16 protein-coding genes are annotated in these 17,638 nt (G+C 65.8%); 6 read left to right on the top strand and 10 right to left on the bottom strand.

Annotation, left to right across the window (positions count from 1 at the left end; all coding sequences use genetic code 11):
- Nucleotides 1–6: 6 nt before the first annotated feature.
- Nucleotides 7–1,017, top strand: a complete 1,011-nt coding sequence (locus tag ACE10Z_RS17040) for a glycosyl transferase (protein WP_375788952.1) — start codon at nucleotides 7–9, stop codon at nucleotides 1,015–1,017.
- Between the two features lie 64 nt (nucleotides 1,018–1,081).
- On the opposite strand, the gene ACE10Z_RS17035 is transcribed toward ACE10Z_RS17040, so the two are convergent.
- The 6 genes from ACE10Z_RS17035 to rfaD form a co-directional block, all read right to left on the bottom strand.
- Nucleotides 1,082–2,023 carry an NAD-dependent epimerase/dehydratase family protein gene (locus ACE10Z_RS17035; RefSeq protein WP_375788951.1) on the bottom strand — a complete coding sequence of 314 codons (942 nt, stop codon included), beginning with the start codon at nucleotides 2,021–2,023 and terminating at the stop codon, nucleotides 1,082–1,084.
- Complete coding sequence (locus ACE10Z_RS17030) at nucleotides 2,020–3,234, bottom strand: glycosyltransferase family 4 protein (RefSeq protein WP_375788950.1); 1,215 nt, start codon at nucleotides 3,232–3,234, stop codon at nucleotides 2,020–2,022. Before ACE10Z_RS17030 ends, ACE10Z_RS17035 begins: the two co-directional genes overlap by 4 nt.
- A 48-nt stretch (nucleotides 3,235–3,282) precedes the next feature.
- Nucleotides 3,283–5,196 carry a nucleoside-diphosphate sugar epimerase/dehydratase gene (locus ACE10Z_RS17025; protein WP_298375428.1) on the bottom strand — a complete coding sequence of 638 codons (1,914 nt, stop codon included), beginning with the start codon at nucleotides 5,194–5,196 and terminating at the stop codon, nucleotides 3,283–3,285.
- Between the two features lie 83 nt (nucleotides 5,197–5,279).
- The gene (locus tag ACE10Z_RS17020) at nucleotides 5,280–6,560 is read right to left on the bottom strand and encodes an O-antigen ligase family protein (RefSeq protein WP_375788949.1); all 1,281 of its coding nucleotides are present in this window, start codon (nucleotides 6,558–6,560) and stop codon (nucleotides 5,280–5,282) included.
- An 8-nt stretch (nucleotides 6,561–6,568) separates the two neighbouring features.
- Nucleotides 6,569–8,041 (bottom strand): D-glycero-beta-D-manno-heptose-7-phosphate kinase, encoded by a 1,473-nt coding sequence (gene rfaE1, locus ACE10Z_RS17015; protein WP_375788948.1) that lies wholly within the window; start codon nucleotides 8,039–8,041, stop codon nucleotides 6,569–6,571.
- A gap of 18 nt (nucleotides 8,042–8,059) precedes the next feature.
- The gene (rfaD, locus tag ACE10Z_RS17010; protein ID WP_375788947.1) at nucleotides 8,060–9,040 is read right to left on the bottom strand and encodes an ADP-glyceromanno-heptose 6-epimerase; all 981 of its coding nucleotides are present in this window, start codon (nucleotides 9,038–9,040) and stop codon (nucleotides 8,060–8,062) included.
- Nucleotides 9,041–9,175: 135 nt separating this feature from the next.
- Here rfaD and waaF point away from each other — a divergent pair, with 135 nt between their 5' ends.
- Complete coding sequence (gene waaF, locus ACE10Z_RS17005; RefSeq protein ID WP_375788946.1) at nucleotides 9,176–10,240, top strand: lipopolysaccharide heptosyltransferase II; 1,065 nt, start codon at nucleotides 9,176–9,178, stop codon at nucleotides 10,238–10,240.
- Here waaF and ACE10Z_RS17000 read toward each other — a convergent pair.
- Nucleotides 10,222–11,262: a glycosyltransferase family 4 protein gene (locus ACE10Z_RS17000; RefSeq protein ID WP_375789856.1), complete on the bottom strand. Its 1,041-nt coding sequence runs from the start codon at nucleotides 11,260–11,262 to the stop codon at nucleotides 10,222–10,224. The genes waaF and ACE10Z_RS17000 overlap by 19 nt on opposite strands.
- Nucleotides 11,263–11,399: 137 nt before the next feature.
- Between ACE10Z_RS17000 and galE the strand changes: the two genes are divergently transcribed.
- On the top strand, nucleotides 11,400–12,413 hold the full coding sequence (galE, locus tag ACE10Z_RS16995) for a UDP-glucose 4-epimerase GalE (protein ID WP_375788945.1): 1,014 nt from the start codon (nucleotides 11,400–11,402) through the stop codon (nucleotides 12,411–12,413).
- Between the two features lie 108 nt (nucleotides 12,414–12,521).
- Nucleotides 12,522–14,333, top strand: coding sequence for an ABC transporter ATP-binding protein (locus tag ACE10Z_RS16990; RefSeq protein WP_375788944.1), 1,812 nt, complete (start codon nucleotides 12,522–12,524; stop codon nucleotides 14,331–14,333).
- Between the two features lie 3 nt (nucleotides 14,334–14,336).
- Here the strand turns inward: ACE10Z_RS16990 and ACE10Z_RS16985 are convergent, their stop codons facing one another.
- Nucleotides 14,337–15,515, bottom strand: coding sequence for a dipeptidase (locus ACE10Z_RS16985; protein ID WP_375788943.1), 1,179 nt, complete (start codon nucleotides 15,513–15,515; stop codon nucleotides 14,337–14,339).
- Nucleotides 15,516–15,668: 153 nt separating this feature from the next.
- Between ACE10Z_RS16985 and ACE10Z_RS16980 the strand changes: the two genes are divergently transcribed.
- Nucleotides 15,669–16,370, top strand: coding sequence for a fumarylacetoacetate hydrolase family protein (locus ACE10Z_RS16980; RefSeq protein WP_212310131.1), 702 nt, complete (start codon nucleotides 15,669–15,671; stop codon nucleotides 16,368–16,370).
- A gap of 61 nt (nucleotides 16,371–16,431) precedes the next feature.
- On the opposite strand, the gene ACE10Z_RS16975 is transcribed toward ACE10Z_RS16980, so the two are convergent.
- Nucleotides 16,432–16,698: a hypothetical protein gene (locus ACE10Z_RS16975; protein WP_375788942.1), complete on the bottom strand. Its 267-nt coding sequence runs from the start codon at nucleotides 16,696–16,698 to the stop codon at nucleotides 16,432–16,434.
- Between the two features lie 180 nt (nucleotides 16,699–16,878).
- Entirely contained in the window at nucleotides 16,879–17,112 is a 234-nt protein-coding gene (locus ACE10Z_RS16970) for a hypothetical protein (protein WP_176530157.1), read from the bottom strand.
- A gap of 267 nt (nucleotides 17,113–17,379) precedes the next feature.
- On the opposite strand from ACE10Z_RS16970, the gene ACE10Z_RS16965 reads away from it, so the two are divergent.
- Nucleotides 17,380–17,616, top strand: coding sequence for a hypothetical protein (locus tag ACE10Z_RS16965; RefSeq protein WP_375788941.1), 237 nt, complete (start codon nucleotides 17,380–17,382; stop codon nucleotides 17,614–17,616).
- The last annotated feature ends 22 nt before the right edge of the window (nucleotides 17,617–17,638 follow it).

Raw genomic sequence — 17,638 nt, 5'->3', positions numbered from 1 at the left:
ACCAGAATGAGCAGTTTCGAGACCCTCCTGTCATTGATCGCAGCGGTGCTGGCCGCATCGATCTCGGCCGTCCTGATCTGGGCAACGCGGCCTCTGCTGCTGCGCGTGGCACTGGCGAAGCCGAATGCGCGCTCGTCGCACCGCGTTCCAACGCCGCAGGGTGCCGGCATCGCGGTCATCGCGGCCACGCTGCTCGCGGGCGGGCTCGTCATCGTGCTGGCCGGATCTGCGGACCTCACGATACCATTCACGGTGTTCGCGGCCTGCCTGTTCATCGCGGTGGTGGGCTTTGCCGACGACATCCGCTCGCTGCCCGTCGTGCCGCGGCTATTACTGCAAGCCGCCGCCGTTGCGGCCGTGGTGTTTTCGGCGCCGGCCGATCTCAGGCTCGTTCCGGCCTGCCCGGTCTGGCTCGAACGAGGCCTGCTGCTGATCGCCGGCCTCTGGTTCGTGAACCTCGTCAACTTCATGGACGGGCTCGACCTGATGACAGCGGCCGAGGCCGTGCCGATCACGGTAGCCGTCGCCCTGCTCGGCAGCTTCGGCCATGTGCCCGCCGCTTGCGCGCTGGTTGCGGCGGCGCTGTGCGGCGCGCTGCTCGGCTTCGCACCGTTCAACCGGCCGGTGGCAAAGATATTCCTTGGCGATGTCGGCAGCCTGCCGATCGGCTTGCTGCTGGGCTGGTGCCTGCTCGAGCTTGCCCTGCATCAGCAATTCGCCGCAGCGCTGCTGCTGCCGCTGTATTATTTGACCGATGCGACGGTCACGCTGTTTCGTCGCGTCGCGCGGCGCGAGCCGTTCTGGTCCGCGCACCGCTCGCACTTCTATCAGCGCGCGACCGACAACGGATTTGTGGTGTGGCGCGTCGTCGGCGAGGTCTTTGCACTCAACGTGGCGTTGGCGCTGCTCGCATTCGCCTCGGTCGCGCTCAACTCCCGCGTCGCAGACATCGTCCTGCTGCTGGCCGGCGCGCTCGCCGTCGCCTGGCAACTGCGCCGGTTCTCGCGACCGTTCTGATCGGGCCAGAGCGTTTTCCAGCGAAGTGGATACCGGTTCGCGTGAAGAAAACGCGTAAAAAAACCTAGATATCCGTTCGGTGCAGCGCGCGCCGCAGCCCCTCATCGAGGCTGATCGGCTGCTGCCATCCGGTGCTCGCGACCTTGGACAGATCGAGTTCAAGCGAGGCGAACAGGCTGTCATAGGCTTCCTTGCGGCCGCCCACCGTGAGCGACAGTTTCAGGAGCGGCGACGGCAGCCAGAACAGGCGCGGCGAGGTTCCTGCCGCGCGGGCAAGGCGCTCGACGAACTCCCGCGTCGAGACCTGCTCGCGGTCGGCCACCAGAAACACGTCGAAATCATTTCCCGGTCGCGACAACCGATACAGTATGAACGACGCCAGGTTTTCCGCCGACAGGAACGCGCGGCGATTCTTCACAAAGGCGAGCGGAAGCGGCATGCGCTTGATCACCGCGCGCTTGAGCAGGGCGAAATTTCCTTTCGCACCGGCGCCGTAGATCAGCGGCGGCCTGATCACGGTCACCCTCATGCCGCTGCCCGGCACAATCCCCTTCAGGCCAACTTCGGCGGCCGCCTTCGAGTTTCCGTAGAGGCCGCGAGGTGTCAGGACATCGTCCTCGCGAAACGGCGGGCGGCCGTAATTGCTGCGCCCATGCACCAGGATCGTGCTGACAAAAATGAAATCCCGAACGCCCGCTGCGACCGCCGAGCGCGCCAGGTGCAGCGTGCCCTCGATATTGACGTTGCGGTAGAGCTCGATCGCCTGTTCATCGGACTGCTGGTGAACGCGAGCCGCAAGATGAACAACGGCGTCCACGCCATCGAGCGCGGCGCGCCAATCGGTGGCGGGACTGAGCGAGCCAATCGCCACGTCGTTTGCATCTTGCAGCGGGGTGCGCACCGCGCGTCGCACCAACCAGCCGTTCTGCTCGAGCTCAGGCACCACGTGGCGACCGACAAAGCCGCTCGCACCCGTCACCAGAACCGTCGGGCGGCGATCATTCATGCTGTCCGCTCCACATCGTGATTGGATAACAGCTCCGCAACCAGCGCGGCGTAGCTCGACAGGGCCCGCTCGGGACTGAAGGTCCGCGCGGTCGCGACGGCGCGCTCGGCCATCGCGGCGTCCTGCGATTGCGACGCCATCCTGATGGCATCGGCGAGTTGGTCGGGCCGTCCCGGCGTGACGACCCAGCCCAGCCGGTTTTCGCTGACGGTCAGCGCGGCCTCGGCTTCGGGTTCGGAGACCAGGATGACGGGCCGGCCGGCTGCAAGCAGATTATAGAACCGGCTCGGGACCGATACACCGGCAACGTTCTCGCGATAGGGAATGAGCCAGACGTCCGCACTGGAGAGCAGCGCATCGAGCTCGCCATCCGCGACGCGCTCGACCAGCGTGACGTTGGCGAGCTGCGCCTCGGCCTGCATCTCCTTCAGCCGCGCAAAGCCCATGCCCCATCCCGAGAGCAGGAAATGGATATCGCGCTCGTCACGCAACAGCCGCGCGGCCTCGAAGACGATGTCCGGATCGTGGGTGAAGCCGAGATTGCCGGACAAACCGACGACGAAGCGGGCGGCGATCGCCTTGCGAAACGGATTATCGGGGCTGACGGGACGATTGCCGGGGTCGAGCGTCGCCCAGTTCGGGATGAACCTGATCTTGTCCGGCGTCATTCCGCGATAGCGCAGCAGCAGCTTCTCGGCGTCGCGGCCGATGACGATGACGGCGTTCAAGGCACGGAACATCAGCGCGTTGATCGCGCGCATCGCTCGCGCAACCAGCGATGACGGCCGCAGCAGCCCGGCCATCACGAGAACATCCGGAAACAGGTCGTGCAGGATCAACGCCGACTTGGCCCCCTTCAACCGCGCCGCGGCGGCCACCGCATAAGGCAGCGCGAAAGGCGCCGTCACCGTCAGCGCCACATCGCCGCGCTGCAGCCGCGACAACAACGCAAAGAACATCCGCACCGTAAACAGCGCCTCGGCCAGCGCGCGCTTGATCAGCGCCGCCTTGCCCGGCAGCCGGTTCCTGATCTCGACGACGACGGGCCGCCCCGGCGCCGGCGCCCTCGCCGAGCCCGGCATCCCGGAGACCACCACCACATCCGCCTCCTGCGCGATCCGTTCGGCGATCGCGGACATGATCGCGGCGGTCGTGCTGTGGTCCGGCGGATAATGCTGGCTGGCGACCACGACTTTTCGAGAACTGGGCATCAATGGCTTTCGAAACGGTCCTGCCTGATCGCCCGCAGGACGGCGCGGTCAGGCGGCATTCGATCCGAACTCGGGCACGGCGTCCTGAAGGACGGCACGGATGGTCACGCGGTCATCTCTCTCGATCGCGTCTTCCAGCGCCGCAAGCCATTTGCGCAGCGTCGACATCGGAGGCTGGTTCGGTTTCGCGGCCATGACGCCGGCGACGCCGATTTCGAGCGTCGGCTCCTGGCTTGCGAACAGGATCTCGTTGAGCCGCTCGCCGGGTCGGATGCCGCTGAACACGATCTCGACGTCGACGCCTGGTTGCAGGCCCGAGAGGCGGATCATCCGCTCGGCGAGATCGACGATCTTCACCGGCTGCCCCATGTTCAGCACATAGACCGAGACGTCAGGCCGCGCCGGCGTCATGGCGTGCGTCGCGGCGGTGATCACAAGATCGCAGGCTTCGCGGATCGTCATGAAATAGCGGACCATGTCCGGATGGGTCACCGTGATCGGTCCGCCGGCCTCGATCTGGGCCTTGAATTTCGGCACCACGGATCCGTTGGACGCCAGCACGTTACCGAACCGCACCGAGATCAGCCGCATGTGCGACTTGCCCCTGGCCTCGGCCATCAGGTCATGATCCATCGCCTGACAGTACATCTCGGCGAACCGCTTAGTCAGGCCCAGCATCGACACCGGCTCGATCGCCTTGTCGGTCGAGATCATCACCATCGCGCTCGCGCCCGCGGCACGCGCCGCGTCGGCGACGTTCACGGAGCCGAAGATGTTGGTCTTGACCCCTTCGCTCCAGTCGCGCTCCAGGATCGGCACATGCTTGAGCGCCGCGGCATGGAACACGATGTCGGGCTTGAACTCGCTCATCAGGCGCGTGATGCGCTCGCGATCTCTGATGTCCGCAATCCGGCCCTCGATCTCGGGGCCGGCATCGCGCGCGGACAGCGCCTCGGTGACCGCATAGAGCGCCGGCTCCGAGTTCTCGACGACCAAGAGGCGCGCCGCGCCGAAGGTCGCGACCCTCTCGCAGATCTCCGCGCCGATCGAGCCGCCGCCGCCGGTCACGATGACGGACTTGCCCTTCACCAGCGTCTCGAGCCGCGCGTAGTCGATCTTCTGGCTCGGGCGCAGCAGCAGGTCTTCAACCGCGACATTGGTGAGCCGTGGCGTATCGCCGCCCTCCAGCGACGGCAGGCGGCTGACCATCAGACCAAGCCGCTTGGCGCGCATCAGCACGCTTTCCGGATGCGCATCCGGCTCGAAGGCCGAGGGCGTCATGACCACACGCTTGATCGGCCGCTGGCGGCTCTCGAAATCCCGAATCACGGCTTCGATATCGTCGACGCCGCCGACCACGGGAATGTTGCGGATCATCTGGCCGCGGTCCGCGGCCGACGGCGAGAGCACACCGACCGGCCAGAGCCGCTTGATGGCGCCGTTCTCGATGCCGCGCAGCACGACTTCCGCGTCGGCCGTGCGTCCGACCAGCAGCGCCGACGCAGCATTGTCGGATCGGGCGTGAAGCCGCGTGCGCGAATAGCGGAAGTAGCGATAGCCGAGGCGCAGTGCGCTCAGCGCGAACACCTCAAGGAAGAAGAACAGGATGATCGTGACACGGCCGAGGAACACCGGACTTGGCGAATTCGCCCCGGTGAAGAAGTAGACATAGTCCACCACGACCAGTGCCAGCGTCAGCACCGCTGCGACCCGCAGGATGTTCACCGCGTCCGGCAGCGAGGTGAAGCGCCATTTCGCCGTGGTCAGATTGGAGAAATAGCTGACCACGACGCTGAACAGCACGAACCAGGGCAGAATCCGCAGCAAATGCGGCAGCCGATCGGTCAGCAGGCTGCCCTCGAAGCGCAGATAAAAGCTCGCCAGCAACGCAAACGTCGTCGCGAGCGCGTCATGCGCCAGGATCAGGAAGTTGCGCGTGGTGAATTGTGAAAGGCGCGTCATCTAACGGACGGGTTACTGGCAACTGGGAGTTCGCGACGGGACATTGGCAGGCTGTAGCGTATCTGCGGAGCCCTTGCCAGCGATCATGGACGGATCGGAGGCTCGGGTTCCATATCCGTCCCCAATCGCCCCTTCAACGCCATACCGCCCGCAACCCCGACGCCCAGCACGTACATCCAGCCTTCATGAAAGTCGAAGATGTGTGAATTAAACAACGAACTTGAAATATTCTGTACCACGACGAGAAGCCCGATCCAGTTGACGAGACCGTCGCCGCGGAACAGCAACAGGTGCAGCAGCCACATCGCGTACAGTATCGCTACACCCACAATGCCCCACTGCACGGCGACGTTCAACGTTTGATTGTGGGGGTTTCCGATCACTTCGGCGGACGCCTGGTTCACACCGCCGGCCGCGACGCGCTCGAACAGGCCCCGCGTCGAGCCGGTGCCATGGCCGATGACCGGAGCCTCGGCAAAGAAGCCGAGCGATTTGCGCCAGAATTCGAGCCGCAAACCAAGCGACGTCGGCTCGTTGCGCTCCATGTAGAGCTTGTAGTCGCGCTGGAATGAATCGGCCGTCGCGCGCAGTTGGGGCGAGGCGTACCACGCCGCCACGGACAACGCACCGGCCGCACACGCGATCAGGACAATGCTGCGCCAGCGCAAATGCAGCAGCGCAAACACCGCGAACATGATCGGAATGGTCACCAGCGCGGTCCGCGACACCACCACGAGCGCCATGTTGGCAAGCAGGCTGAGCGCAATCCCGGTCAGCAACACGGCCGGCAGCACGCGATTGGCCCGCAACAGCATCACGATCGGATAGGCCAGCGCGACCGCACACAGCGTGAATTCCTGGCTCTGGTCGATGTAGTTCTTGACGAAGACGCCCTGCTCGCCGGGGGCGGGCGCCCGCAGCGCGAGGTGGGGATAGGCAAGCACCAGCCACGACATCAGCATCAACAGCGTGCAGGAGACGAGGAAAGCCACGAACACCCATGTCCCGCGGCTCGAGCGCTGGAAGTGATAGAGCAGGACCGGAAGCACCAGGAGCTTTGCGGTCGGCCCGACCGCGTACAATCGCGCGCCCCAGGCGGCGTCCGACCAGAGCGTGCCGGTGAGCGCGAGGCAAAACAGCGCGATCGGCGCCACGCAGATCGGCCGCTTGAGCAGCGTCCAGAACGACCGCAGGTCGACGGTCGGCGCAATCGAGATCAGCAGCACCACGCCGAAGATGCCGACCAGCGAGGTCGACCACGGCAGCGACAGCGCTATCAGGACCGCGACCACATCGGTCGTGGTCTGCCAGCGCGCCGGATCGCGCCAGGCCGGGCACGCCGCGGCGCCTGCCGGGGATGCCATGCTCGCGCTCACGCCTTGCCCTCGCGGGCCCGGGCAACCAGCGACGTCGTGCTGTGGCCCTGCAGGATCTCGACCAGCACCACCTCGCCGCCGGCGGCCTCGACGATCTCGTGGCCGACCACCTGCTCGCGAGTATAGTCGCCGCCCTTGACCAGCACGCTCGGCCGCACCTTCGCGATCAGATTGATCGGCGTGTCCTCCTCGAAGATTGCGACGAGGTCGACGGCTTCCAGCGCCGCCAGCACCTCGGCCCGGGCGCGCTCGTTCTGCACCGGACGTCCCTCGCCCTTCAGCCGCTTCACCGAGGCGTCGCTGTTCAATCCGACGATCAGGCGGTCACAGGCGCTGCGCGCGGCGGTCAGCACCTTGACGTGGCCGGGATGCAGGATGTCGAAACAGCCGTTGGTGAAGCCGATCCGCAGATCCTGCCTGCGCCATTCCTCGAGATATGCGTCGATATCGCCGCCGGCCGGGACGATCTTCTCCTCGGCCGCCAGCGAAGCGTGCGGCAGGATCTTTCGCCGCAACTCGGCGGACCTGACGATCGCGGTACCGGTCTTGCCGACCGCAACCGCGGCTGCGGCACTCGCGATCCGCAGCGCGCCGTCCCAGTCGGCACCGCCGGCCAGCGCCAGTGCCAGCGCCGCAGCGACGGTGTCGCCGGCCCCGGAAACGTCGCGCACCTTGACCGGCAGCGCCGGCACGTGGATCGAACCGCCGTCCCGCGTCACCAGCGTCATGCCGCGCTCGCCCTGCGTCACCAGCATCGCCTCGCAATCGGCCAGGACCATCGCATCGGGCGCGGCCTGCGCGATGCTGTCCTGGCTGTCGGCACGGCTGCGGGTTGCCTCGGCGAATTCCTTGCGGTTCGGCGTCAATACGGTCGCGCCGCGATAGATCGCGAGATTGGCGCTCTTCGGATCGACGATCACGCGCTTGCCCGCCTGGCGCGCGGCGTCGATCACATTGCGGATCACGCGCGCGGTCAGCACGCCCTTGGCATAGTCGGACAGCAGCACGATGTCGGCGCGCACAAGGTGCGGCAGGATCGCATCGATCAGCTGCTGCTCGATGGCGGGCGCGGCCGGCGCCGCCAGCTCCCAATCGGAGCGCAGCATGTGGGTCGAGAATTGTTCCGAGACGAAGCGCACCTTGCGCGTGGTCGGACGCGCGGCGTCGCGCACCAGCACGGTCTCGATCCCCGCTTCTTTCGCCAAGGCCTCGGTCAGCGCCGTTCCGGCGGCGTCCTCGCCGATCAGGCCGACGAAGATGCAACGGCCGCCGAGCGCGGCGATATTGCGCGCGACGTTGCCGGCGCCGCCGATATTGATCTCGCTGCGCCTCACCGCGATCACCGGCGCCGGCGCCTCCGGCGAGATCCGCGACACCTCGCCATAGACGAACTCGTCGAGCATGAGGTCGCCGACACAGAGCACGGTCTGGCCGGACATTGCACGCGAGATCGCTTCAAAATCGAACATCAATCACCGTCATCCGCTCTAGCGATAGCGATCAGCGCGATCGAGAAAGCCGTTCACATAGGCCCCGACCGCGTCTTCCAACTGCGTAAAACCGCCATTGTATCCGGCGCGCCCGAGACGATCGACGACGCTCTGGGTGAAATATTGGTAACTGCCGCGAATCTGCTCGGGCATGTCGACATACTGGATGTTCGGCTGCAGGCCGAGCGCGCCGTAGGCCGAGACGATCAGGTCCTTGAAGCTGCGCGCCTTGCCGGTGCCGACATTGAAGAGGCCGGAGACCCGCGGCGTCGCGACCAGCCACATCATCACCCGCACGACGTCGTCGACATAGATGAAGTCGCGGCGCTGATCGCCATCGGCGATGCCCTCGCGATGCGACTTGAACAGCTGCACGACGCGGCCCGCTTTGATGTCGTCGAAACGGCGCGCCAGTACGCTCATCATTGGGCCCTTGTGATATTCATTCGGGCCGAACACGTTGAAGAATTTCAGCCCCGCCCATTGCGGCGGCAGAGCTTCGCCTTTCGCAGCGCGCTCGGCGACGGCGAGATCGAACAGGTTCTTGCTCCAGCCGTACAGGTTCATCGGCCGCAGGCGCTTCAACGCCTCCACCGAACCATCGTCATCGAAGCCCTGGTCACCGTCGCCATACGTCGCCGCGGACGAGGCATAGATCAGCGGGGTTGCGGTCGCGGTGCACCAGTCGAGAAGGCGTAGCGGCGTCTTGAAATTAGCTTCCATGACCGCATCGCCATCGGTTGCGGTGGTCGACGAAATGGCACCGAGATGGAGGATGGCATCCAGCCGCCGGCCCTGCAGCCAGGCCATCAACTCGGCCGGCGGCACGAAGTCGGCGATCTGGCGCTTGGCCAGGTTCCGCCACTTGCCGTCGTCCCCAAGGATGTCGCAGACCGCCACGTCGCTGCGCCCGGCGTCATTCAACGCGGCCACGACGTTCGATCCGATAAAACCGGCGCCCCCGGTTACCAGAAACATGATGAAATCCCGCCAGATTCCTTTGCAGCCGCCAGCTTTGCCCCACTCCCGCGCCACAGGCAACGACGGCTTTACCTCACATCGCGAACCGGTTACCGACTTGGCCGCGCCGATCCGGATTTGGCCTGCTTAGAAATGAATATTGATTCAATATCTGACATCGAAACGCAGGATACGGAGGATACCAGACCCATCCTCATCGTGCCCTATGTTTGGATCGGCGATTTCGTGCGCGGCCACACCGTGGTCAGGGTGCTCCGCAAGCGCTGGCCCAACCGGCCGGTCGACCTTGTGACCTCCAGTCTTTGCGCTCCGCTGGTCGATTATATGCCTGGTGTCCGAGCCGGGGTCGTTTTCGACCTGCCGCGCAGCCGGCTGGCGCTGGCCCGGCAGCGGGCGCTCGCGGCCGAGCTTCGGAAGCGGAACTATGCCACCGCGCTGGTGATGCCGCGCACCTGGAAGTCCGGCATTGCGCCGGCGCTGGCAGGGATCCCCGAGCGGGTCGGCTTCTTTGGCGAGGCGCGGTTCGGCCTGATCAATGCGATGCGATGGGGTGAAAAAAAGCTGCCGCGCTTCATCGACAAGAACGCCGTGCTGGCGTTGCCTGACGGCGCCCCCCGCCCGCCGGAATGGCCGGTGCCGCAACTGCGGGTTCCCGCGGATGAGATCGGGCGTTGGCGGCAGTCCAACGGCCTCGGCACCGGCCGCGCCGTCGCGCTCGGGCCCGGCTCGGTCGGCGCCTCCAAACGCTGGACCTATTATCCCGAAGCCGCGCGGCTGTTCGCCGAGCACGGCTTCGACGTCTGGGTGGTCGGCGGGCCCGGCGAGAAGGCGCTGGCGCAGGAGATCGCAGCCGCCGGCGGCGCACGGGTCCGCGATCTCACCGGCACCGATCTGCGCAACGGGGTGCTGGCGATGGCCGCGGCAAGCGTCGCCATCGCCAACGACTCCGGGCTGATGCACATCGCCGCCGCGATCGGCACGCCGACCATGGGCATCTTCGGCCCGACCGACCCCTATCTCTGGGCCCCGCTCAATGACCTCGCCGCCACGGTGCGGCAGACCAAAGGCAAGCTGCCGTGCCAGCCGTGCCAGCGCACGGTCTGCACCATGAACGACCATCGCTGCATGCGCGACATCGCGGCCGAAGAGGTCGTCGATATCGCCGAGCGCGTGCTGGCTCAGATCAACGCGCGATAGACCGCGGCGATCGCGTTCGCCTCCGCATCGAGGCTGAACTTATCCACAACTCGTTGGCGTGCCCGCGCGCCCATCGCTGCGGCCGACGCCGGATCCCGCATCAAGGGTTCGAGTGCGGCCGCCAGCGCGTCGGCATCGCCGGGCGGCGTCAGCACACCGGTCGTGCCGTCCTCGACCACGAACTCGGCAGCGCCCGCGCGCGCGGCCACCAGCGCGGCGCCTGCCGACATCGCCTCGATCAAGGTCAGGCCGAAACCTTCATTGCGCGAGGTGAAGGCGTAGATCGTCAGCCGCTGGTACCAGCGCACGACATCCTCGATCGGCAGTTCTCCGGTGATGACGATGCGCGATTGCAGGCCGGCGGCCTCGATCTTCCGCTTCAGCTCATTGGCAAAGGCCTGCTGCTCCGGCACCACCGCGCCGACGATGACGGCGGTGAAATCGGGATAGCGCGGCAGCAGCCTGCACATCGCCTCGACGAACACATCGCTGCCCTTCTGCGCGCGCACCCGCCCAAAGCAGCCGATTGCATAGCGCCCCGGCAATCCGCTTTCCGCAAAGGCATTCGCGCGATCGACCGGCGGCGCATAGCGGCCGGTATCGACGCCATGCATCACCACGGTGGCGTCGCGCTTCAGATAGGACGCCGACAGCGGGCTGGTGGCGATGATCGCATCCATGTTGCGGATCAGCCAGCGCGTCAGCCAGGTGTGATGACGCTGCGCGGCTGACGTGAACAGCAGTTTCAACGGCCAGCCCAGCGCGCGCAGCGCGAGCCCGACAATCATCTCGTCATTGCGCCGCGCATGCCAGATCACAGGCCGCGCGCGCCGCCACAATCGCATGAGATCGACAAGTCCGATCGCGTCGATGCCATCCGGCCGATGCGAGCCGAGCCAGCCTGCGCGAAACATTTTGGCAAGCTTCGGCGCGACCATGCGGTTGGTCGCGGTGACACCCGAATAGCGTCGGTGCAGATTGGGCACGATGAGCACGAGCTCGCCGGCAGGTGTGTTCTCGATCGGCACGCAAGTCTCCGTTTCGTGCCAGTTCCTATACGCAACATTAAGCATAGTGGCCAGTTCGGCCGCCGCGAAACCCCCTCTTCACCGCACTCCCGCTAGCATCACCCGTTAAAGATATCGGGAGAGCTCTATCCATGACCGTGCTTGTGACCGGCGGTGCCGGCTATATCGGAAGTCACATGGTTCATGCGCTGGTCGATGCCGGCGAGAGCGTCGTCGTCGTCGACAATCTTTCAACCGGCTTCTCCGCGTTCCTGCCCGAAGGTGTTCCGCTGTTCATCGGCGACGCCGGCGACGAGAACCTCGTCGAGGGCGTGATCGCACAGCACGGCATCGACAGCATCATCCATTTCGCCGGTTCTGTCGTGGTGCCGGACTCGATGCGCGATCCGCTCGGCTACTACCGCAACAACACCATGACGACGCGCAGCCTGCTCAACGCGGCGGTCAAGGGCGGCGTCAACCGCTTCATCTTCTCCTCGACCGCGGCCGTCTACGGCAATCCGGACCAGGTGCCGGTGCCGGAGATCGCGCCGACGCGTCCGCTGTCGCCCTACGGCTCGTCGAAGCTGATGACCGAGATCATGCTGCACGATGTCGCCTCTGCCCATGGCATGAGCTACGTCGTGCTGCGCTACTTCAACGTCGCCGGCGCCGACCCGAAGGGCCGCGTCGGTCTCGCCACCATCGGCGCCACCCATCTGCTCAAGATCGCGGTCGAGGCCGCGACCGGCCAGCGCGCCAAGATCGACGTGTTCGGCACCGACTATCCGACCCAGGACGGCAGCTGCGTGCGCGACTTCATCCATGTCAGCGACCTCGTCGAGGCGCACCGCGCGGCGCTGTCCTATCTGCGCGCCGGCGGGCAATCGGTGACGATGAACTGCGGTTACGGCCGCGGCTATTCCGTGCTCGAGACCATCGAGGCGGTGCGCCGGGTCTCGATGCGCAATTTCGCGGTCGCCTATGCCGCGCGCCGGCCCGGCGACATCATGACCATGGTGGCCGATACGAGCCGAATCCGCTCGCTGCTCGACTGGACCCCGCGCTACGACGATCTCGAGACCATCGCGAGCCACGCGCTGGCCTGGGAGGAGAAGCTGTTCCGGGAGCGCGGTGGCGCCGCGCGACAGGCAGAATCGGCCTAAAAATCAAGCCGTTATCAAGCCGTTATTGTGCTTGAAAAAGCCCCGCCAAGCGGGCAAGGAGGTCCGCAACCCTGACGGCCGGCGCTGCCCGCCGTCAATGGAACGCGGATGGCTCAGTTTCCAAAGAAAATTACCGACGATCCCTATGGCGCGGCGATCCTGATTCGCCGTCTGGTCACGGAACAGGGGATCACCTACTGGCGGCGCTATCTGACGGCGTTCGCCCTGATGGCTGTTGCGGCCGGCTCGACGGCCGGTGCCACTTACGTGCTCGGCCAGGTGATCAACCAGGCCTATGTGGACAAGAACATCCCCGGCATCGCGATGTTTGCCGGGGTCACGGTTCTGCTGCTGTTCACCAAGGGCGTGGCGACCTACGGCCACATGGTGATCCTGTCGAAGATCAGCAACGCCATCCTGGCGCGGAACCAGCGGCAATTGTTCGCCAAGCTGATGAGCGAAAGCATCGGCTTCTTCTCGCAGCGGCACTCGTCGGAATTCCTGGCGCGGCTCACCGCCGGCGCCAAGTCGATCACCGACGTGCTCAACATGCTGGTCAATGCGATCGGCCGCGACTTCCTGATGCTGATCAGCATGGTCGCCGTGATGGTGTGGCAGGACCCGCTGATGTCGTTCATCGGGCTGGTGGCGGTGCCCCCGGCGATGCTGGTGCTGCGCAAGCTGGTGAAGCGGATCAAGGGCCTCGCCTACAATCAGTTCACCGGCACCGCCGACATCATGGAGACGATGCAGGAATCGCTGCAAGGCATCCGCACCGTGAAGGCGTTCACGCTGGAAGGCACCATGCAGCAGCGGATCGACGAGAACATCGCGATCGTCGAGCGCAACGCCAACAAGATGGCGCATGTCGCCAACCGCTCCAACCCGCTGATGGAGATGCTCGGCGGCTTCGCGGTCGCCGGCTGCCTGATGTATGGCGGCTACAGCGTGGTGGCGCTCGGCTCCACGCCGGGGCAGTTTTTCACGTTCCTGACCGCCTTCCTGATGGCGACCGAGCCGGCCAAGCGCCTGGCGCGGCTCAACATCGACCTCAACAGCCAGCTGGTCGGCGCGCGGATGCTGCTCGAGGTCGTCGACAGTCCCGCAAGCGAGCAGGCCGACGACGACAAGCCGGCGCTCAAACTCTCCGACGCGCGGATCGAATTGCGCGACGTCAGCTTTGCCTATCGCCCCGGTGAGCCGGTGCTGAACCGCTTGAGCTTCATGGCCGAGCCCGGCAAGGTCACCGCGCTGGTCGGTCCCTCCGGCGGCGGCAAATCGACGGTGCTCGCCTTGCTGCTGCGCTTCTACGAGACGCGCGAGGGCGACATCCTGGTCGACGGACAGTCGATCCTGTCAGTCTCGCGCAAGTCGCTGCGCCAGCAGACCGCCTATGTCGGCCAGGACGTCTATTTGTTCCGCGACACCATCCGCGCCAACATCGCCTTCGGCAAGTCAGGCGCCACCGAGGCCGAGATCGTCGACGCCGCCAAGGCCGCCTGCGCGCATGACTTCATCATGAGCTTCCCGCTCGGGTACGACACGCCGGTCGGCGAGCACGGCGCGCAACTGTCCGGCGGTCAGCGCCAGCGCATCGCGGTCGCCCGTGCGCTGATCAAGAACGCGCCGATCATCCTGCTCGATGAGGCCACCGCTGCACTCGACTCGGAGTCCGAGAAGCAGGTGCAGGAGGCGATCGAACATCTCTGCCAGGGCCGCACCACCATCGTGATCGCGCACCGACTGCACACCATCATGCATGCCGATGCGATCCTGGTGGTCGAGGGCGGCGAGATCGTCGAGCGCGGACGTCACGACGAGCTGCTGCGCCGCAGCGGCCGCTACGCCTCGTTCTTCCGCCTGCAGCACCACCACGACCCGTCGCCGCTGGCATTGGCGCCGATCAGCGCCATCGGCTGAAACTCATCCCTTCGCGACAAGACCTGCGCGCAGCACGCGCAGGACATTGCCGCCCATGACCTTGCGGATGTCGTCCTCGGAGAACCCGCTCGACATCAGCGCCTGGGTCACGGCGGCAATTCCGCTCGCATCGAATCCCGTGGTGGTCGAGCCGTCGAAATCCGAGCCGAGGCCGACATGGTCGATCCCGACCAGGTCGCGGACATGGGCGATCGCCCGCGCGACGTTGTTCGGATCGAGCGAGCAGACCGCGCCCTGCCAGAAGCCGATGCCGACCACGCCGCCGGTCCGCGCGACACCCCTGACCTCATCGTCGGTGAGATTGCGGTTGACCTTGCAGGTCGCCTGAACGCCGCCATGGCTCGAGACCACCGCACGCGTCGCCATCGCCAGCACATCGGCGACCGCCGCGTGGCTCGCATGGGCGAGATCGACGATCATCCCTTTCGCCTCCATCCGCTGCACCACCTGCCGGCCGAGCGGCGTCAGTCCGCCTTTCGCCACGCCATGCATCGAGCCTGCGACGTCATTGTCGAAGAAGTGCGCGAGGCCGGCCATCCTGAATCCGGCGGCGTAGAGCACGTCGAGATTGTCGATGTTGCCCTCGAGATCCTGCAGGCCCTCGATCGACAGCATTCCGCCAACCACCGTCACGCCGCTCTTGCGATCCGCGAGCAGGCGATCGATGTCGGCCGGTGTCGTGATCACGCGAAGCCGCCCGGCGGACTTGTCGGCGAAGTTGCGCAATTTCTCGGCATGCCACAGCGAGCGCTGCAGCAACGAGAACCACGTCCGCATCGGCTGCAGATCGATGATGGCGAGGTTCGTGATCGTGTCGGTGTCGCCGGCATTGGCATCATAGTTCTGGCCCTTGGGCGACTTGGTCACCGACGAGAACACCTGCAGCGCGTAGCGGCCCTCGATCAGCCGCGGCAGGTCGATATGGCCACGATCGGATCGCGCGATCAGGTCGCGCTTCCACAACAGGCTGTCCGCGTGCATATCGGCCACGTCGAGCGTCGCCTGCAAGGCCTGCGCGGCGGGCGTGATCTCCACGGCCACGCGCTGGACCTTGTTCTGCCCCCGGTCGATCCGCTCCGGGGTCACCACAAAAAAGCGAACAGCGGAGGCGAACAGGACCGCGGCAACCAGCGCAAGGCCGACCGAAAGCCATCTCCGCATCGGCATCACCGCCCTCGCCGGCCAAGGCCGGCCGCGCCCGGCGGAAAGCTGGCCTCACGTCTGCGCCTGGTGCAGCCGCGGCCCCTAGCCCCCAGCGCCGTAACCGCGTAAATACGGCCCGCGCTCCCTCCTTCAACCCTCCGGGACCCGTTCATGAACGCCGCCTCCACCGTCATTCCGCTTCCCCCGCAGCCCTCGCTCCCCGTCGTCGGCGAATCCGGCGTCTATCCGGTCCGCCGCATCTGGTGCGTCGGCCGCAACTATCTCGAGCATATCAGGGAGATGGGCAATGACGAGCGTGCGCCGCCGTTCTTCTTCGGCAAGCATGCCGACATGCTGGTGCCTGATGGTGCGACGATCCCCTATCCGCCGCTGACCAAGGACCTGCATCACGAGGTCGAACTGGTGGTGGCGATGAAGAGCGGCGGGCTCAACATTCCCGCCGACAAGGCGCTCGAGCATGTCTACGGCTATGCCGTCGGCATCGACCTGACCCGCCGCGACCTGCAGATCGCCTCGCGCAAGAAGGAGCGGCCCTGGGAGATCGGCAAATCGTTCGACTATTCCGCGCCCTGCTCCGCGATCCAGCCGGCCTCGAAGATCGGCCACCCCTCCAGCGGCAAGATCTGGCTTACCGTCAACGGCAAGGAAGCGCAGAAGGGCGACCTCACCGAATTGATCTGGAACGTGCCTGAAATCATCTGGCAGCTCTCGCAGCAAGTGAAGCTCGCCGCCGGCGACATCATCATGACCGGCACGCCCGCGGGCGTCTCGCAGCTGCAGGTGGGCGACAAGCTCGAATGCGGCGTCGACGGCGTCGGCACGCTGAAAGTATCGATCGGCAAGCCGGAGTAGGCTCCGGATCCAATCCACCAGCAGACCGCGGCCCCGAACCAAATTCGGGGCCGTTGCTATTTCAGAATTGCTCGTGGCCGGGATGGTTGGGGTCGCCGAGATATCCACCGCCTCCACTGCCGCCCGCACTGTCACCGCTGTAACCAGTTCCGAGATAGGGCGGCGGATCGACCGGCTGGCGATGCGGGCCGCCCGAACCGCCCGGGGGCAGTTTCGCGCCGACATTCTTCGGCGGCGCCATGTGAAGTCCGCCGGCCTGCGCAGAGCCCAGCGCGGTCACGCCGAACGCGACAACGGCAGCGAAGGCAAGAAGCGAGTTGCGTGTCATGCGACGTCTCCTTGAACTCGGGCCGGGGCACCATGCGCCAGCTCCGACGCCGCACGCTTCGCACGATCGCACTGGCCTGGCTGTGAGGTGGGTCACGCCCATTCCGCGGCCACTTCCCGGCGACATCGCATCGCCCGGGAACCCCCGGACCAGAGGTCCGGGGCTTTCCGCTGCGCGTGGTCAGCGCATCGTGCCGGGCATGCAGGGCGGCTCGGTGAAGGGAGCGGTTGCGAACGATCCGACGTTCGGCGCGCGCACGCAATCGGTCGTCTTGCTGCTGACCGGTGTCGTCGTTGTCGTCGTCATCGAAGCATGGGCGCGCCGCACCGCAGCATTGTTGCTGGCGGCCGAGGCCTGAGCCGAGAACGCAGCTGCCGCAACCAGAGCAAGCGTCACGAAGGTCAATTTGGTCATTGGGTTTCTCCGCACGTGGATGAAGCCGACCAAGCTCGGCTCCTGTGACCAAGGACTGTGAACGCAGGAAAATTATTTCATCACGCGCGATCACCGAACCGCGAGCGCCTGATCACATCAGATGGACCGGGGAATACCGGGACGACAGAGACGCTCCATTTCATCAAGGCCGCGCACAAACGCGGCGATGACTGTATGGAGATTCTCATGATCGATCTTCGGCGACTCCGCGGAGGACTTGGCAGACGGCTTGGCAGTCGACTTGGCTTGGCAGCAATCCTGTCCGCGGCAATGGCGACCGCCTCCTTCGCACAATCGGCAGTGCACGAGCCGGGTGTCTACGCATCAAACGAGACCGCGACGCGGCCGTGGTCGGCGCCGGTCGGTCATCGCCAGCCGCGCGCCGCCGACATTCCGGCAGCGGCGGCGTCATCGCAGCAGATCATCGATCAGGAAGACGCCATCGTCGACCGCAAGATCAAGGCCATTTGCCGCGGCTGCTAGCATACACGCACCGCAGGATGAG

This window comes from Bradyrhizobium sp. Pha-3, from assembly GCF_042258615.1.
In the GTDB taxonomy this organism is placed as follows: Bacteria; Pseudomonadota; Alphaproteobacteria; order Rhizobiales; family Xanthobacteraceae; genus Bradyrhizobium.
The sequence above is the reverse complement of the archived record's forward strand: the minus strand, read 5'-3'. Positions and strand labels throughout refer to the sequence as shown.

Bases quoted from the DNA above. Each gene is read 5' to 3' on its own strand.
- ACE10Z_RS16970 (WP_176530157.1), bottom strand. From the start codon at position 17,112: ATGACCAAATTGACCTTCGTGACGCTTGCTCTGGTTGCGGCAGCTGCG.
- ACE10Z_RS17040 (WP_375788952.1), top strand. From the start codon at position 7: ATGAGCAGTTTCGAGACCCTCCTGTCATTGATCGCAGCGGTGCTGGCC.
- waaF (WP_375788946.1), top strand. From the start codon at position 9,176: ATGAATATTGATTCAATATCTGACATCGAAACGCAGGATACGGAGGAT.
- ACE10Z_RS16980 (WP_212310131.1), top strand. From the start codon at position 15,669: ATGAACGCCGCCTCCACCGTCATTCCGCTTCCCCCGCAGCCCTCGCTC.
- galE (WP_375788945.1), top strand. From the start codon at position 11,400: ATGACCGTGCTTGTGACCGGCGGTGCCGGCTATATCGGAAGTCACATG.
- ACE10Z_RS16985 (WP_375788943.1), bottom strand. From the start codon at position 15,515: ATGCGGAGATGGCTTTCGGTCGGCCTTGCGCTGGTTGCCGCGGTCCTG.
- ACE10Z_RS17030 (WP_375788950.1), bottom strand. From the start codon at position 3,234: ATGCCCAGTTCTCGAAAAGTCGTGGTCGCCAGCCAGCATTATCCGCCG.
- ACE10Z_RS16975 (WP_375788942.1), bottom strand. From the start codon at position 16,698: ATGACACGCAACTCGCTTCTTGCCTTCGCTGCCGTTGTCGCGTTCGGC.
- rfaD (WP_375788947.1), bottom strand. From the start codon at position 9,040: ATGTTTCTGGTAACCGGGGGCGCCGGTTTTATCGGATCGAACGTCGTG.
- rfaE1 (WP_375788948.1), bottom strand. From the start codon at position 8,041: ATGTTCGATTTTGAAGCGATCTCGCGTGCAATGTCCGGCCAGACCGTG.
- ACE10Z_RS17025 (WP_298375428.1), bottom strand. From the start codon at position 5,196: ATGACGCGCCTTTCACAATTCACCACGCGCAACTTCCTGATCCTGGCG.
- ACE10Z_RS16990 (WP_375788944.1), top strand. From the start codon at position 12,522: ATGGCTCAGTTTCCAAAGAAAATTACCGACGATCCCTATGGCGCGGCG.
- ACE10Z_RS17020 (WP_375788949.1), bottom strand. From the start codon at position 6,560: ATGGCATCCCCGGCAGGCGCCGCGGCGTGCCCGGCCTGGCGCGATCCG.
- ACE10Z_RS17035 (WP_375788951.1), bottom strand. From the start codon at position 2,023: ATGAATGATCGCCGCCCGACGGTTCTGGTGACGGGTGCGAGCGGCTTT.